Origin of the sequence: Kitasatospora sp. NPDC001539 (assembly GCF_040298565.1) — a bacterium.
GTDB lineage: Bacteria > Actinomycetota > Actinomycetes > Streptomycetales > Streptomycetaceae > Kitasatospora.
Genome location: NZ_JBEPAK010000004.1, coordinates 60,987 through 75,297, shown reverse-complemented (window position 1 = coordinate 75,297; position 14,311 = coordinate 60,987). Strand labels below are relative to the sequence as shown.

The window sequence follows — 14,311 nt, the reverse complement described above, 5'->3', positions numbered from 1 at the left end:
GGAGCGGCCCACCACCCGGGGCCGCCAGGACTGCAGGGCGAAGGAGCCGCAGATGTCGATCGCTGGAGCCGCAACGGCGGGGGGACCCAGACGCCAGGACCGGACCCACTACCTCTACCTCGCCGTGATCGCCGCCGTGGTCGCGGGCGTGGTGGTCGGACTGGCCGCCCCCGGCTTCGCCGTCGAGCTGAAGCCGGTCGGCACCGGGTTCGTGAACCTGATCAAGATGATGATCAGCCCCGTGATCTTCTGCACGATCGTGCTGGGCATCGGCTCGGTCACCAAGGCGGCGCAGGTCGGCAAGGTCGGCGGACTGGCCGTCGGCTACTTCCTCACCATGTCCACCGTGGCGCTGGCCATCGGCATGGCGGTCGGCAACCTGCTGGAGCCCGGCGGCGGCCTGCACCTGACCGCCGCGCTCGCCAAGTCCGGCCACGCCCAGGCGGCCGCCGGCGGCGCCCAGTCGACGACCGACTTCCTGCTCGGGATGATCCCCGACACCCTGTTCTCCGCCCTCACCCAGGGCAAGGTGCTGCAGACCCTGCTGGTCGCGCTGCTGGCCGGCTTCGCGCTGCAGGCGATGGGCCCGGTCGGCGCCCCGGTCCTGCGCGGGATCGAGCACCTGCAGCGGCTGGTCTTCCGCATCATGTCGATGATCATGTGGGTCGCGCCGATCGGCGCCTTCGGCGCCATGGCGGCGGTGGTCGGTGCCACCGGCACGGCCGCCCTGAAGAGCCTCGCCGTGATCATGGTGGGCTTCTACGTCACCTGCGCGCTCTTCGTCGTCGTGGTGCTCGGCGCGCTGCTGCGCCTGGTCGCCGGGATCAACGTGTTCGCACTGCTCAAGTACCTCGGCCGGGAGTTCCTGCTGATCCTCTCGACCTCCTCCTCGGAGAGCGCGCTCCCCCGCCTGATCGCCAAGATGGAGCACCTGGGCGTCAGCCGCCCCGTCGTCGGCATCACCGTGCCGACCGGCTACAGCTTCAACCTGGACGGCACCGCGATCTATCTCACCATGGCCTCGATCTTCATCTCCGAGGCGATGGACAAGCCGATGTCGATCGGCGAGCAGGTGTCGCTGCTGGTGTTCATGGTGATCGCCAGCAAGGGCGCGGCCGGGGTCACCGGCGCCGGGCTGGCCACCCTCGCGGGCGGGCTGCAGTCGCACAAGCCGGCGCTGGTGGACGGCGTCGGCCTGATCGTCGGCATCGACCGCTTCATGTCCGAGGCGCGTGCGCTCACCAACTTCGCGGGCAACGCCGTCGCCACCGTGCTGATCGGGCAGTGGACCGGGGAGCTGGACACCGAGCGCGCCCGCCGGGTGCTGGGCGGCGAACTGCCCTTCGACGAACGGACCCTGGTCGACGCGCACGACGCCCACCCCGGCCCCGACGCCGACCCCGCACCCGACGGCCACCCGGCCCCCGACGCCCCGGGCAGCGGCGCGCCCTCCCCGGAGGCGGCTCCCGCGGCGGCCCCGGCGCCGGCCGCGTCCACCGCGTCCACCACATCCACCGCGTCCACCGCGTCCACCGGCGCCTGAGCGGCCCGGCCCCACCCCGCTTCCCCGGCTCGGCGCCGCACCAACCCCGGAAACGGCGCCGGGCCGGGGATTTCCCACGGGGGATTCCCACGGTGGTCCGCCACCGGGCGGGGAGCCTCAGAAGTCCTGCGAGCCGCTGACCGCCCAGGCCACCCCGCTCGCCGGGTCCTCCAGCGCGAGGTGCAGGTGGCGCAGCCCGGCCGCCGGCTCCTGCCAGGTGAAGCAGCGCATCCGCGCGACCAGGGCGTTCACCTCCGCCCGGTCCGGACCGTCCGAGCCGGCCATCGCGCCCAGGGCCCGCCACAGCCCCAGGCGCCCGTGCGCGCCGCCCTGGGTGCGGCCCACCGCGGCGGCCTGCACCAGGGCCGGGTACGCGAGCGCGAACGGCAGGTACCCGCCGACCACCCGCCGACCCCGGGCCAGCACCGCGGCCGCCGAGGGTGCCTGGCCGCGTACGCAGACCACCTCCGCCCAGGGCGCCAGCGCGGACAGCTCGGCCAGCGCCCGGGTGACCCGCTGGCCGCCGAGCCGGGCGCCCGGGCCCGGCCCCGGCAGCTCGACCTCGCCCAACCCCTCCCGGCTGGAGGGCAGCGTCAGGACCGCGCTGCGCGCGCCCCCGCCCGGCAGGTACTCGCGCACCCGGGAGGCCTCGTCCCAGCCCGCCGCCTCCCACGGCTCCAGCCGCAGCGGTACGCCCTCCGGGTCGGGCTCGGCCCCGTACGACAGGTCCTCGCCGAGCAGCACCCGGGTGTGCGCGACCAGGCGGCGCACCGGGGCCGGGCCGAGCAGCGGGGACAGCCGCAGCCAGGAGTGCCGGGTCGCCAGCACCTCCCAGATCGGACCGGCGTCGTGGTCGGCCACGCCCGCGGCCGTCCCCTCACCACCGTCCGCGTCGAACAACCGGACGGCCAGTTCGGGCGGCGCCGCGTAGGCGATCAGGTGGCCGAGCGGCGCGGTCAGGGCCGCGGCGGCCCGCTCCCCGGCCTGTGCGACGGCCGCCGCCCGGCCCTGCCGGTAGGCGGCGAGCAGCTCGGGCCAGCGGCCGTCCTCGGCCAGGGCGCGCAGGCGGTGGTCGTCGTCCGTGATCACGATTTTCAGCGTACGGGCCGGGGTGGCGCATCGGCCGACTTGCCGTCAGTTCGGTGCGTCGGGACGTCAGGGACGGGTCGGATGCTTCCTCGGGTGTCGCGGCCGGCGCCCGGTCCTGGTTCCGTCCGGACGCCGTCCGCCCGGCGCTCAGGCACCGGGTCGGCGCTCAGGAACCGCGCCGGCGCTCAGGAACCGGGCCGACGCTCAGGAACCGCGCCGGCGCTCCTGCTCCAGGACGGCGCGCAGCCGGCGGTGGGCGCGGCGGCGGGTCACGGCCAGCGTGCTGCGGTGCAGGCCGAGGAGGTCGGCGGCCTCGTCGACGGAGTAGCCGTCGAGGTCCACCAGCACCACCGCCCTGGCCTGCTTGGCGGTCAGGAAGCCGAGCAGCCGGACCACCTCCCACCGCGCCTGGAGCTCGGCCAGCCCGCCGGACTGCGGATCCGGCGCGGAGCGGCCGGCCTCCGCCGGCTCGGCCTGCTCGGGCACCTCCGGCAGCGGCACCCGGCGGCGCTCGCGACGCCACTGGTCGCGCAGGATGTTGGTCATCGTGGTGAACACGTACGCGTAGGGCTGGGGATGGCCGAGGAACCGCTCCGGGCGGCGGGCGATCCGCAGATAGGCGTCATGGACGACGTCGCCGGCCGCGAGCGGGCTGCCGGTGAGCGTCGCGGCCGCGTGGTGGAGCCGCGGCAGGAGGTCGGTGAAGACTCGGTTGAAGTCCTCCGCGTACTGGCGTTCGGCGGGAGCCGGCCCGAACTCGTCGCCGCGCCCCGCCGGGCACCGTCCGCTGTGATCCGCCATGCCGCTCTCCCCGGAAATCGGCACTCCGAACGCCCGGTCGGAGCCGGTCCCGGCCCAACCGAAGCGGTTGTGACACGGATCGCATCCTAGTTCGCCGCCTCACTCTTCGCAGTCATTCATGCACAATTGGTCACTGGCCAAGCCGGGGACGGGAGTTCGCCTCGCCCGTCCGGCGCCGGCCGGGGGCGTCCTTCCGACGGGCCCCCGGCCGAGGGGCCGGCGTCGGCGCACCGCCGTCAGCCGACCGCCGTCACCCGCACCCGCATCGGACTCGCCGCCCGCAGGGTGATGCCCATGGTGAGCGCCACCCGCCGGTCCACCACCTCCACCTCGAAGTCCCGCAGCAGCACCCCGAGCGCCAGCACCGCCTCCAGCATCGAGAAGTGCTGCCCGATGCACGCCCGCGGACCTCCGCCGAAGGGGAACCAGGCGTACCGGTGCCGCGCCTTCTCCTCCTCCGGCAGGAAGCGGTCGGGGTCGAAGCGCTCCGGCTCCTCCCAGTGGTCCGGGTGCCGGTGGGTGACCAGCGGCGCGACCATGACCTGGGCCCCCGCCGGGATGACGTACCCGTCGATGACCGTCTCCTCCACCGCCCGCCGCCCGACCAGTGCCGCCGCCGGGAAGAGCCGCATCGCCTCCTTCAGCACCCGGGTCACGTACGGCAGCCGCTCCAGGTCCGCCGCCGTCGGCGCCCGCCCGGCGAGGACGGTCCGCGCCTCCTCCTGTGCGAGCTTGCGCTGCTCCGGGTGCTTGGCCAGCAGGTGCAGCGCGAAGGCCAGCGACGTGGCGGTCGTCTCGTGCCCGGCGAGCAGGAACACCAGCACCTGGTCCCGGAGTTCGGACGGATCCAGCCGTTCCCCGCCCTCGCCGCGGGCCCGCCCGAGCAGCGTCAGCAGGTCGTCCGCGTCCTCGTCGCCGCCCCCGCGCGCGGCCCGCTCGGCGATGATCCGGTCGCAGATCCCGTACAGCGCCCGCTGCGCCTCGGCGCCGCGCCGGTTGCCGGGCGTCGGCCAGCCGCGCGGCAGCCGGACGGGCGCGAAGCCGCGGTCCTTCACATACTCGCCGAGCACCGGGAAGCTGCGGTTCACGACCTCCACCGCCTCCTCCACGTCGGCGCCGAAGAGGATCCGCGCCACCGCGCGCAGCGCGAACCGCGACATCTCCTCCGCCGCGTCCACCACCCCGCCCGGCACGGCCCGCCACCGCTCGGTGAGCGCCTGCGCCTCCTCCGCGAGGGCGTCGGCGTAGCCGTCGACCCGGCGCCGGGTGAACAGCGGTTGGATCAACCGGCGCTGGCGCTGGTACTCGCCGTCCTGGCTGGTCAGCAGCCCGTTGCCGACGCTGATCCGCAGCTCGTCGTAGAAGTCGTGCTCCTTGCGGAAGTTGGCCGCCTCGCTGCCGAGCACCTGGTGGGCGCCGTCGGGTGAGAACACGCCGTAGAACTCGGCGCGCAGACCGGGCGGGCCGGCCTGGAAGCGCACCACGTCGCCGTGGTCGCGACGGGCCGCGAGGTAGGTGCGCAGCGGACGGCGGGTGAGGTCGAAGAGCGATCCGACCAGCGGGTTCCCGGCCGGTCCGGGTATGGCGGCTGCGGTGGTCATCGGCACTCCTTCTGGGCTGGCGACCCCTCAACCTTACTGACGGGTATTCAGTCGCGGAAGCGCGGCGAGGAGGCCGGAGGGCGGGTGCGCACCACGCGCACCCGCCCTCCCGTCCCTCGCGCTGACTCGGACCGGGTACCGCCCCCGCTCACTCCAACTCGGCGCCGCCCCCGCTCACTCCAACTCGGCGCCCTCCCCGCTCACTCGAACTCGGTGCCGCCCTTGCGCGTCAGGTAGGCGTCGCTGACCACCTTGGCGATCGCCCGCCCGCCCAGCACCGGGCTCCAGCGCTCGGCCACCGGCCGGATCACCACGCCCTCGCGCAGGTGGAGTCCGCGCCCGGAGTGGGTCTCCTCGCCCTGGGCGTGCTCCAGGACGGTGGCGGTGTCGAACGGCCCGCGCCACAGCTCGGGCACCAACGGCAGTTCGCCCCCCAGCAGTTCGGCGGCCGGCAGCCAGGTCAGCTGTCCGTCGATCACGGCCGAGACGTCGAACGCGGCGTACCCGGGCCGCCCGCTGCGCGCGGAGGCCCCGTACGTCAGGTCCTGGACGCCCTCGCCGAACACCTCGCCGAAGATGCCCACCCGCTCGGCGCCCAGTTCCTCGGCCAGCCGGGCCGCCACCGCCGGGATGTCGTACGCGCGCACCGCCCGCCAGTACAGGTTGCGCCCGTCCTCGACCAGGGCCAGCCCCTGGGCGCCGATCCCCTTGGAGGACACCTGCACCTCGCCGGTCGCGGCGGTGTACGTGACCAGGCAGCAACTGCCGTGCAGCTTCTCGGTGAGCACCACGGGCTCACCCGGCTCGAAGACGTCGGGGTGGCGCTTGAGGTTCTCGACGTCCACCCAGGGCAGCAGGTCCGGTGCGCCGACCACCTCGCCGCTCATCGACGTGGGCACCGGCGGCTGCCACTTGACGATGCCGAGCAGCTCGGCGAAGTCCTCGCCCCGCTCCGCGGCCGCGGCCAGATCGGTGTCACCGAGGGCGGCGGGCCGGCAGACGATGCCCTGGGAGAGCTCCCCGCGCAGCCGTACCGCCTTCACCCGGTCCGCCCGCGGGCCGGCCAGCTTGCCGGTCAGCCCGAGCTCGCCGATCAACTCCGCCGGGAGGACGGCCTGTTCGGGGATGTAGAGGGCGTGGTCACCGCTCCGGTAGGCACCCTTGGCGACCACCGCGCGGTAGAGGCCGACCTGCGCCAGCTCCAGCGCGTCGGCGTTCGGGTGCTCGAGGATGACGAGCCTCTCGGCGGTGACTCGAAGTGTGGACATGCGGGCTCCTCCCCCTTGGCTCGCTCACTGGGCCCGCCCGGCACGACCGCGCTACGGCCGTACGGCCGGGCTGCGAACACTCTGTCCCCCTGGCCGGCCCCGACGCGACGGGTTTTCCCGGCCGGGCCGCGACCTGCCACCGCGCCCGACCGCCGCCCGCCGGCGCCGCCGGCCCGAGCCTCCGGCGCCTCCGGCCGAACCGACCGGCCCCCGACGGCCTGCGCCGTTTGAGCCTTCCCACAGCGGCCCCGAGCCCCTCGGCGCAGCCCGTCTGTGCAAAGCGACAGGGGATTTATCACTCGCATTTGCGGCACTATGATCGCCGTAATGGCCGCACCTGCGGCCCGCCCCGCGCCCCTTCCGGCGCGCACCCTGGAGGGGAAGCACCGATGAGCACCCGCACCCACGCCAGCCGCAGACTCGCCGTCGCCGCCGCGGCGGCCCTCGTCCTCGGCCTCGGGGCCACCGCCTGCGGCAGCGGCGGCTCCTCCTCCGCTGCGGGCGGCAGCGCGAACAGCGCCGGCAGCACGGCTGCCACGGGCAGCGCCACCGGCAGCGTCCCGAAGGCCCACGGCTCCGTCACCGTCTTCGCCGCCGCCTCGCTCAAGGAGACCTTCACCGACCTCGGCAAGAAGTTCGAGGCCGCCAACCCGGGCACCAAGGTCACGTTCAACTTCGGCGGCAGCTCCGCCCTCGCCGCCAGCATCAACTCCGGTGCCCCGGCGGACGTGTTCGCCGCCGCGAGCCCGGCCACCATGAAGACCGTCACCGACGCGGGCGGTGCCGGCGGCGAGCCGAGGACCTTCGTGAAGAACGCCCTCACCATCGCCGTGCCCAAGGGCAACCCCAAGCACATCGCGGGCCTGAAGGACCTCACCGCCTCCGGCGTGAAGGTCGCGCTCTGTGCGAAGGAGGTGCCCTGCGGCGCCGCCGCCCAGACCGCGCTGAAGGCCGCGGGCCTCGACCTGACCCCGGTCACCCTGGAGCAGGACGTCAAGGGCGCGCTCACCAAGGTCGAGCTCGGCGAGGTCGACGCCTCGCTGGTGTACCGGACCGATGTGCGCTCTGATGCTGCGAAGATCGACGGCGTGGACTTCCCCGAGGCCGACAAGGCCGTGAACGACTACCCGATCGCCGCGCTCGCCAAGGCCCCGAACAAGGACGGCGCCGCCGCCTTCGTGGCGTACATCCAGTCCCCCGAGGCCAAGCAGGTGCTGACCGCGGCGGGCTTCCAGGCACCGTGAGGGAACGCACCACCGCCCGCGACGGCTCCTCGGGCCTGGACATGCCGGCGACGGCAGGACCCGAACCGGTCCTGCCGCGCCGCCGCCCGGGCGCGCACCGCCTGCCGGTCGCACTGCTGCTCCCGGCACTCGTCGGCCTGGTGTTCCTGATCCTGCCGCTGGCAGGGCTGCTGGTCCGGGCGCCGTGGAGCGGCCTGTCCGAGCAGCTCACCAGCGACGCCGTCTGGGACGCCCTGCGGTTGTCGCTGATCTGCGCGACCGCCGCCACCGCGGTCTCGCTGGTGCTCGGCGTCCCGCTGGCCTGGCTGCTCGCCCGCACCGAGCTGCCCGGTCGGCGGGTCGTCCGGGCGCTGGTGACCCTGCCGCTCGTGCTGCCCCCGGTGGTCGGCGGCGTGGCACTGCTGCTGGTGCTCGGGCGGCGCGGGATCGTCGGCTCCTGGCTGGACTCCGCCTTCGGCATCACCCTGCCCTTCACCACCGCCGGCGTCGTGATCGCCGAGGCCTTCGTGGCGATGCCCTTCCTGGTGATCAGCGTCGAGGGCGCGCTGCGGGCCGCCGACCCGCGCTACGAGGAGGCGGCCGCGACGCTGGGGGCGTCCCGGCTGACGGCGTTCCGCCGGGTCACCCTGCCGATGATCGCGCCGGGGATCGCCGCCGGAGCCGTACTGGCCTGGGCCCGGGCGCTCGGCGAGTTCGGTGCGACGATCACCTTCGCGGGCAACTTCCCCGGCCGCACCCAGACCATGCCGCTGGCCGTGTACCTGGCCATGGAGTCCGACCCGGAGGCCGCGATCGCCCTGTCCCTGGTCCTGCTGGCGGTCTCGGTCGCCGTCCTGGTCGGCCTGCGCGACCGCTGGATGTCCACCCCCTAGCGGTCCGAGCGGCCCCGGCGGCCCCGGCCCGGCGGCGGCCCCCTGGTGGCGCCTCGGCGGCCGCTCCGGAGCCGGCCCCGGAACCAGCCCCTGCCCCCTCCCGCACCGCCAGCGCAGAGCCGAAACCCGGAGTCGATGACGACGATGAGCACGTTCAGCACCTCGAGCACGCAGGACGTCCCGAGTCCCGCCCTGGACACCCGCCTCCGGGTCGACCGCGCCGCGTTCACCCTCGACCTCGCCCTCACCGCCGCCCCCGGTGAGGTGATCGCACTGCTCGGCCCGAACGGCGCCGGCAAGTCGACCGCACTGCGCGCCCTCGCCGGACTGCTCCCGCTCACCGGCGGCCACCTGCGCCTGGACGGCCGGGTGCTGGAGGAGCCGGCCCGGCGCCTGCACACCCCGGCGGAGGAGCGGCCGGTCGGCGTGGTGTTCCAGGACTACCTGCTGTTCCCGCACCTCAGCGCACTCGACAACATCGCCTTCGGGCCGCGCTGCCAGGGCCGCCCCAAGCGCGAGGCAAGGGCCGAGGCGGCGGCCTGGCTGGACCGGATGGGCCTGGCCGAGCACGCCTCGGTCCGCCCGGGCCGGCTCTCCGGCGGGCAGGCCCAGCGGGTGGCACTCGCCCGCGCGCTGGCCGTCCGGCCCCGGCTGCTTCTGCTGGACGAGCCGCTGGCCGCGCTGGACGCCCGCACCCGGCTCGACGTGCGGGCCCGGCTCCGCCGCCACCTGGCCGAGTTCGAGGCGGTGGCGGTGCTCGTCACGCACGACCCGCTGGACGCCATGGTGCTGGCCGACCGGCTGGTGGTGATCGAGGACGGCCGGGAGGTGCAGTCCGGGACCGCGGCCGAGGTCGCCCGGCGGCCGCGCACCGACTACATCGCCCGTCTGGTCGGCCTCAACCTGTACCAGGGCCGGGCCGAGGGCACCCGGGTCACCCTGCCGGAGGGCACGGTCGTGGTGACCACCGAGGAGCTGAGCGGCCCGGCCTTCGTGGCCTTCCCGCCCTCCGCCGTGACGCTGCACCGGGACCGGCCGCAGTCCAGCGCGCGCAACCTGTGGCAGCTCAGGGTCACCGGCCTGGACCTGCACGGCGACCAGGTGCGCGCCGAGCTCGCCGGGAGCCTGCCGATGGCCGCCGACCTCACCCCGGCGGCCGTCGCGGAACTGGGGCTGGCTCCGGGGGCGACGGTCTGGGCCTCGGTCAAGGCCACCCAGGCCCACGCCTACCCGGCCTGATCCCGAGCCGTCACTCCGAGGGCTCGACGAACCCCGACTCGTACGCCGCGATCACCGCCTGGGTGCGGTCCCGCGCGCCGAGCTTCGCCAGCACGCTGCTGACGTGCGTCTTCACCGTCTGCACCCCGAGGAACAGCCGCTCGGCGATCTCCCCGTTGCTGAGCCCCCGCGCCATCAGCCGCAGCACCTCCGCCTCGCGCTCGGTCAGTGCCGCCCGGGTCATGGCAGCCCGGGCGGCGGGGTTGCCGTGCCCGGCCGCCAGGCGGCGGATGGCGGCCGGGAACAGCAGCGACTCGCCCGCGGCCGCGAGCCGCACCGCGTGGGCGATCTCGGCCGGGCGGGAGCGCTTGAGCAGGAACCCGTCTGCGCCCGCGCGCAGCGCCTGGTACACGTAGTCGTCGTTCTCGAAGGTGGTCACCACCAGGATCCGCGGCGGCCGCTGCCCCGACCCGTCGGGTCGCAGCAGCTCCCGGGTGGCCGCCAGGCCGTCCAGGACGGGCATCCGGACGTCCATCAGCACCACCTGCGGTCGCAACGCGCGGGCCAGTGCCACCGCCTGCGCGCCGTCGGCCGCCTCGCCGACCACCCGCAGGTCGCCCTGGGCCTCCAGGACGGCGCGCATCCCGGCCCGGACCAGGTCCTCGTCGTCGGCGAGCAGGATGTCGGTCGGGCTGCTCGCCGCGCTCCCCCGGCCGTTTCCAAGATCGTTCGTCACGAGCCCAAGCGTAGGGGCAGGCGGACGTCGAGCACCCACGCCCCGTCCCCGTCGGCGGAGGGCCCGGCGGTGGCCTCGCCCCCGAGCAGGGTGGCGCGCTCGCGGATGCCGCGCAGCCCCTTGCCGCCCCTGCGCGGCGTGCCCCGCCCCGCCGCCGGCGCCAGGCGGTTGGCGCAGCGCAGTTCCAACCGGCCGTCCCGGACGGCTATCCGGACGTCGACCGGCTCGCCGGGCGCGTACTTGAGCGCGTTGGTGACGCCCTCCTGGACGATCCGGTAGGACTCCCGGGAGAGCACTCCGGGCAGCGCGCCGGTCGGCACCTCGATGCGCGCCTCGACCGGGTTGCCGGCCGCGCGGGCCGTGTCGAACAGCGCGGGGAGCTGCTCGACGCCGGGCTGCTCGGTGGCCGCGCCGCCGGCGGCTCCCGCCGGGGTCTCGCGCAGCAGGACGAGGGTGCGTTCGAGGTCCTCCATGGCCTGCCGCCCGGTCTCCTCGATGACTTCGAGCGCCTTGGCGACGAAGGCCGCGTCCCCGACCTCCCGCGCGGCACCGGCCTGGAGGACCGTCACCGTCAGCGCGTGGCCGATGGAGTCGTGCAGCTCGCGGGCCAACCGGTTGCGCTCCAGCAGCCGTTCGGCCCGCAGCTCCGCCTCCGCCAGCCGCTCCGCCGGTGACGGCCCCAGCAGCCGCGCGGCCATGGCCAGTTGCAGGCGCCCCGCCCAGACCGCCAGCCAGCCGTAGCCGAACGCCAGGAGCGGGGCCAGCGGGAGGTACCGGAGGGCGTCCGGCCCGGTCAGCAGGTCGAAGGCCGGCGCGAGCCCGAGGACGATCGCGAAGCCGACCGCCGAACCGAGGGCCACCCGTGCGACCAACCAGCCCGCGGTGCGCCGCCGGTCGGTCCAGGTGCGGGAGGGCTCCACGCCGATGTCCTCCTCGCGGTCGGGCACCAGCAGCAGCCGCGCCTGAACGCCCTCGGCCCGGCGCGCGGCGGGGACGAGCGCGACCAGCACGAGGAGCACGACGTCCAGGGAGACGGCCTGCACCAGGATCGTGCCGAGGGTCTTGTCGTACGTCCCCGGATAGATCATCAGGATCACGCCGGCGAAGATCCACCCGACCAGCAGGTGCAGCAGCCGGGCGTAGGTGGCACCGGCCACCAGCGGCGCGAGGGCCCTGCGCGGCGTGCCTCCGGGCCGTCCGCCCCGGCGCGGTCGGAGCCGGAACATGGTCTGACGTGGCATCGGGCCATCCTGCCAGCTCGCCGGCGCTGCCGGGTCCCCCGGGGGTTGCCGGGCGCTCCCTCCCCGGAGGGAGTCGCGTCCCCGCCCCGGCGGGATCCGCCCGGCCGCCCGCTCCGGTCGAATGGGACCACCGTCCGGGCCGCGGACGGTGACCACCGCGAGGAGGGAGGCGGCCGTGATCGAGATCCAGGGCCTGACCAAGGAGTACGACGGCCGGCGGGTCGTCGACGACCTGTCGTTCGAGGTCCGGCCCGGCGTGGTGACCGGGTTCCTCGGCCCGAACGGCGCCGGGAAGAGCACCACCATGCGGCTGGTCCTCGGCCTCGACCGCCCCACCGCCGGACGCGCCCTGGTCGGCGGCCGCCCGTACGCCGAACTCGCCACGCCGCTGCGGCAGGTCGGCGCACTGCTGGACGCCCACGCCCTGCACGGCGGCCGGACGGCGCGGGGGCACCTGCGCTGGATCGCCGCGAGCAACGGCCTGCCGCGGCGGCGGGTCGCCGAGGTGCTGGCCCAGGTCGGGCTGACGGAGGCGGCCGAGCGCCGGATCCGGGGCTTCTCGCTCGGGATGCGCCAGCGCCTCGGGGTGGCGGCGGCCCTGCTCGGCGATCCGCCGGTGCTGCTGCTGGACGAACCGGTCAACGGCCTGGACCCGGAGGGCATCCGCTGGATCCGCACCCTGCTGCGCGACCTGGCGGCCGAGGGCCGGGCGGTGCTGGTCTCCTCCCACCTGATGACCGAAATGGCGCTCACCGCCGACCACTTGGTGGTGATCGGTCGCGGCCGGCTGCTCGCGGACGCCGCCACCTCCGAGTTCATCGACCGCCACGGCCGCACCCGGGTCCGGGTCCGCGCCGTGGACGCGGCCAAACTCGCCGCCCTGCTCGGCGGGGGCGGCCACGGCCTCGACGCCGTCGAGGTCGACGGCGGCGCCTGGGAGGTGGCCGGCGCCGAGCCCGAGCGGGTCGCGGCGCTGGCCGCCGCCGCCGGCGTGGTGCTGTACGAGATCGCGGTCCAACAGGACTCCCTGGAGGAGGCGTTCATGCGGATGACCGCCGACAGCGTCGAGTACCGCGCGGGGGCCGCCGCATGAGCGCCCGGCCGTCCGCCGCCGACGCCTTCCGGGCGGAGCGGATCAAGCTCACCACGCTCCGCTCGCTCTGGCTCCCACCGCTGTTCGCCGTGCTGCTCGCCGTCGGCACCACCACGGCCGTCGGCGCGGTCCTCGGCGGCAGGGACCGCTCCATCACCGACGACCCGGGCGTCGGCGTCTTCTACGGTCTCAACTTCGGCCAGGCGGCCCTGGTGGCCTTCGGTGTGCTGCTGCTCGGCCAGGAGTTCAACACCCGGATGCTCGACGTCTCGCTCACCGCCGTCCCCCGGCGGGGCCGGCTCTACGGCGCCAAGCTGGCCGTGGGCGCGCTGGTCGGGCTCGGGGCGGGCGCGCTCGGCACGGCGGGTGCCTTCGCCGGGTACGCGGCGACCGTGCCCGGCGCCTGGCACGGCCCCGCCTTCGCCCGGGCGGCCGTGGCCGGAGTGCTGTACCCGGCGCTGCTGGTGGTGTTCTGCCTCGGGGCGACCGCGCTGCTGGGAAACCTGACCGCCGCCATGGGCCTGCTGGGCCCGACGGTGTTCCTGCTCTCGCCGCTGCTGGCCGGCGTGCCCGGAGTCCGCCGGGTGGTCCAGTTCCTCCCCGACCGGGCCGGCCAGTACGCGCTGCACTACGCCGACGACCCGCAGGTCGCGTACGGGCACGGGACCGGACTGCTGATCATGGCGCTCTGGACGGCGCTGGCGGCGTACGGCGGCCTGCGGGCCGTTCGACGGGCCGGCTGACCGCGGGCGGACGACCGATCGAAGGAGAACGAGAATGAGCCTCGGCAACGCCCTGCGCGCCGAACGGATCAAGTTCACCACCCTGCCCTCCCAGTGGGCGGCGCCGCTGACCTCGGTGGTGGTCACCGTCGGGGTGACCGCGGCCGTCAACGCCGTCTACGGCGCGAAGGACCACACCCCCGGCGAGGACCCGGCCGGGGGGATCTACTACGGACTGCTGTTCGGGCACGTGGCCCTGGCCTGCCTGGGAATCCTGCTGATCGGGCAGGAGTTCAACACCCGGATGATCGGCGGCTCGATCACCGCCGTGCCCCGGCGCGACCGGCTCTACGGCGCCAAGCTCGCGCTCGGCGCGGGACTCGGCCTGCTGGTGGGACTGGTGTCGACGGCCGGATCCTTCCTCGCCGTCCGGGAGACCGCGGGGCTGGACCTGTCCACCCCGGGCCTCGGCCGCAGCTTCCTGGCCGGCGTGCTCTACCACCCGATGATGGTGCTGCTCTGCCTCGGACTGACCGCGATGCTCGGCAACTTCAGCGCGGCGCTCGGCCTGCTCACGCCGATGGTGTTCCTCGGCACGACCTGGCTGACCGCGGTTCCCGGCGTCCGGGAGGCCGCCCAGTTCCTGCCCGACCGCGCCGGACTGTACGCGATGCGCACCGCGACCGAGCCGGGCGTCCACTACGGCCACTGGACCGCGCTGCTGATCATGGCGCTCTGGACCACCGCGGCGGTGTACGGCGGGCTGCGGGCGATGCGGCGCTACGAGGGCCCGGGCGCGTAGCGAACGGGGGGAGACGGGCGCCGGACGGGCGCCGGACGGGCGAACAGGCGACCGTTGCCTGTTCGCCCGTCCGGCTCTCCG

The 14,311-nt window shown here is 75.1% G+C and carries 13 protein-coding genes; 7 read left to right on the top strand and 6 right to left on the bottom strand.

Annotated elements, in window-relative coordinates:
• Positions 1–52: 52 nt before the first annotated feature.
• Positions 53–1,543 carry a cation:dicarboxylate symporter family transporter gene (locus tag ABT247_RS02065; protein WP_350736482.1) on the top strand — a complete coding sequence of 497 codons (1,491 nt, stop codon included), beginning with the start codon at positions 53–55 and terminating at the stop codon, positions 1,541–1,543.
• A 117-nt stretch (positions 1,544–1,660) separates the two neighbouring features.
• Here the strand turns inward: ABT247_RS02065 and ABT247_RS02060 are convergent, their stop codons facing one another.
• The 4 genes from ABT247_RS02060 to ABT247_RS02045 form a co-directional block, all read right to left on the bottom strand.
• Positions 1,661–2,632: a hypothetical protein gene (locus tag ABT247_RS02060; RefSeq protein WP_350736480.1), complete on the bottom strand. Its 972-nt coding sequence runs from the start codon at positions 2,630–2,632 to the stop codon at positions 1,661–1,663.
• Positions 2,633–2,836: 204 nt separating this feature from the next.
• Positions 2,837–3,433 carry an RNA polymerase sigma factor gene (locus tag ABT247_RS02055; protein WP_350736477.1) on the bottom strand — a complete coding sequence of 199 codons (597 nt, stop codon included), beginning with the start codon at positions 3,431–3,433 and terminating at the stop codon, positions 2,837–2,839.
• Between the two features lie 236 nt (positions 3,434–3,669).
• The gene (locus ABT247_RS02050) at positions 3,670–5,034 is read right to left on the bottom strand and encodes a cytochrome P450 (protein WP_350736474.1); all 1,365 of its coding nucleotides are present in this window, start codon (positions 5,032–5,034) and stop codon (positions 3,670–3,672) included.
• Between the two features lie 200 nt (positions 5,035–5,234).
• Entirely contained in the window at positions 5,235–6,302 is a 1,068-nt protein-coding gene (locus ABT247_RS02045; protein ID WP_350736472.1) for an RNA ligase (ATP), read from the bottom strand.
• A 389-nt stretch (positions 6,303–6,691) separates the two neighbouring features.
• On the opposite strand from ABT247_RS02045, the gene modA reads away from it, so the two are divergent.
• The 3 genes from modA (at position 6,692) to ABT247_RS02030 (ending at position 9,657) form a co-directional block, all read left to right on the top strand.
• Positions 6,692–7,546, top strand: a complete 855-nt coding sequence (gene modA / locus ABT247_RS02040) for a molybdate ABC transporter substrate-binding protein (RefSeq protein WP_350736469.1) — start codon at positions 6,692–6,694, stop codon at positions 7,544–7,546.
• A gap of 41 nt (positions 7,547–7,587) precedes the next feature.
• Positions 7,588–8,418 carry an ABC transporter permease gene (locus ABT247_RS02035; protein ID WP_350736545.1) on the top strand — a complete coding sequence of 277 codons (831 nt, stop codon included), beginning with the start codon at positions 7,588–7,590 and terminating at the stop codon, positions 8,416–8,418.
• Positions 8,419–8,562: 144 nt separating this feature from the next.
• Positions 8,563–9,657 (top strand): ABC transporter ATP-binding protein, encoded by a 1,095-nt coding sequence (locus ABT247_RS02030; RefSeq protein WP_350736466.1) that lies wholly within the window; start codon positions 8,563–8,565, stop codon positions 9,655–9,657.
• 10 nt (positions 9,658–9,667) lie between these two features.
• Here ABT247_RS02030 and ABT247_RS02025 read toward each other — a convergent pair whose 3' ends face one another.
• Positions 9,668–10,279 carry a response regulator gene (locus tag ABT247_RS02025; protein ID WP_502892365.1) on the bottom strand — a complete coding sequence of 204 codons (612 nt, stop codon included), beginning with the start codon at positions 10,277–10,279 and terminating at the stop codon, positions 9,668–9,670.
• Positions 10,280–10,368: 89 nt separating this feature from the next.
• The gene (locus ABT247_RS02020) at positions 10,369–11,613 is read right to left on the bottom strand and encodes a sensor histidine kinase (protein ID WP_350736460.1); all 1,245 of its coding nucleotides are present in this window, start codon (positions 11,611–11,613) and stop codon (positions 10,369–10,371) included.
• 175 nt (positions 11,614–11,788) lie between these two features.
• On the opposite strand from ABT247_RS02020, the gene ABT247_RS02015 reads away from it, so the two are divergent.
• From ABT247_RS02015 to ABT247_RS02005, 3 genes are read left to right on the top strand one after another with little or no spacing between them, the layout of a single operon-like run.
• Positions 11,789–12,706 carry an ABC transporter ATP-binding protein gene (locus tag ABT247_RS02015; protein WP_350736457.1) on the top strand — a complete coding sequence of 306 codons (918 nt, stop codon included), beginning with the start codon at positions 11,789–11,791 and terminating at the stop codon, positions 12,704–12,706.
• Positions 12,703–13,449: a hypothetical protein gene (locus ABT247_RS02010; protein ID WP_350736454.1), complete on the top strand. Its 747-nt coding sequence runs from the start codon at positions 12,703–12,705 to the stop codon at positions 13,447–13,449. The genes ABT247_RS02015 and ABT247_RS02010 overlap by 4 nt, the downstream gene beginning before the upstream one ends.
• Positions 13,450–13,483: 34 nt before the next feature.
• Positions 13,484–14,230, top strand: a complete 747-nt coding sequence (locus tag ABT247_RS02005) for a hypothetical protein (RefSeq protein WP_350736451.1) — start codon at positions 13,484–13,486, stop codon at positions 14,228–14,230.
• Positions 14,231–14,311: the final 81 nt, after the last annotated feature.

What these genes read in the sequence shown, in the direction of transcription:
- ABT247_RS02045 (WP_350736472.1), bottom strand. Translation starts at nt 6,302, where the DNA reads ATGTCCACACTTCGAGTCACCGCCGAGAGGCTCGTCATCCTCGAGCAC.
- ABT247_RS02025 (WP_502892365.1), bottom strand. Translation starts at nt 10,279, where the DNA reads ATGCGCGCCGTCCTGGAGGCCCAGGGCGACCTGCGGGTGGTCGGCGAG.
- modA (WP_350736469.1), top strand. Translation starts at nt 6,692, where the DNA reads ATGAGCACCCGCACCCACGCCAGCCGCAGACTCGCCGTCGCCGCCGCG.
- ABT247_RS02055 (WP_350736477.1), bottom strand. Translation starts at nt 3,433, where the DNA reads ATGGCGGATCACAGCGGACGGTGCCCGGCGGGGCGCGGCGACGAGTTC.
- ABT247_RS02035 (WP_350736545.1), top strand. Translation starts at nt 7,588, where the DNA reads ATGCCGGCGACGGCAGGACCCGAACCGGTCCTGCCGCGCCGCCGCCCG.
- ABT247_RS02010 (WP_350736454.1), top strand. Translation starts at nt 12,703, where the DNA reads ATGAGCGCCCGGCCGTCCGCCGCCGACGCCTTCCGGGCGGAGCGGATC.
- ABT247_RS02005 (WP_350736451.1), top strand. Translation starts at nt 13,484, where the DNA reads ATGAGCCTCGGCAACGCCCTGCGCGCCGAACGGATCAAGTTCACCACC.
- ABT247_RS02065 (WP_350736482.1), top strand. Translation starts at nt 53, where the DNA reads ATGTCGATCGCTGGAGCCGCAACGGCGGGGGGACCCAGACGCCAGGAC.
- ABT247_RS02030 (WP_350736466.1), top strand. Translation starts at nt 8,563, where the DNA reads ATGAGCACGTTCAGCACCTCGAGCACGCAGGACGTCCCGAGTCCCGCC.
- ABT247_RS02020 (WP_350736460.1), bottom strand. Translation starts at nt 11,613, where the DNA reads ATGCCACGTCAGACCATGTTCCGGCTCCGACCGCGCCGGGGCGGACGG.
- ABT247_RS02050 (WP_350736474.1), bottom strand. Translation starts at nt 5,034, where the DNA reads ATGACCACCGCAGCCGCCATACCCGGACCGGCCGGGAACCCGCTGGTC.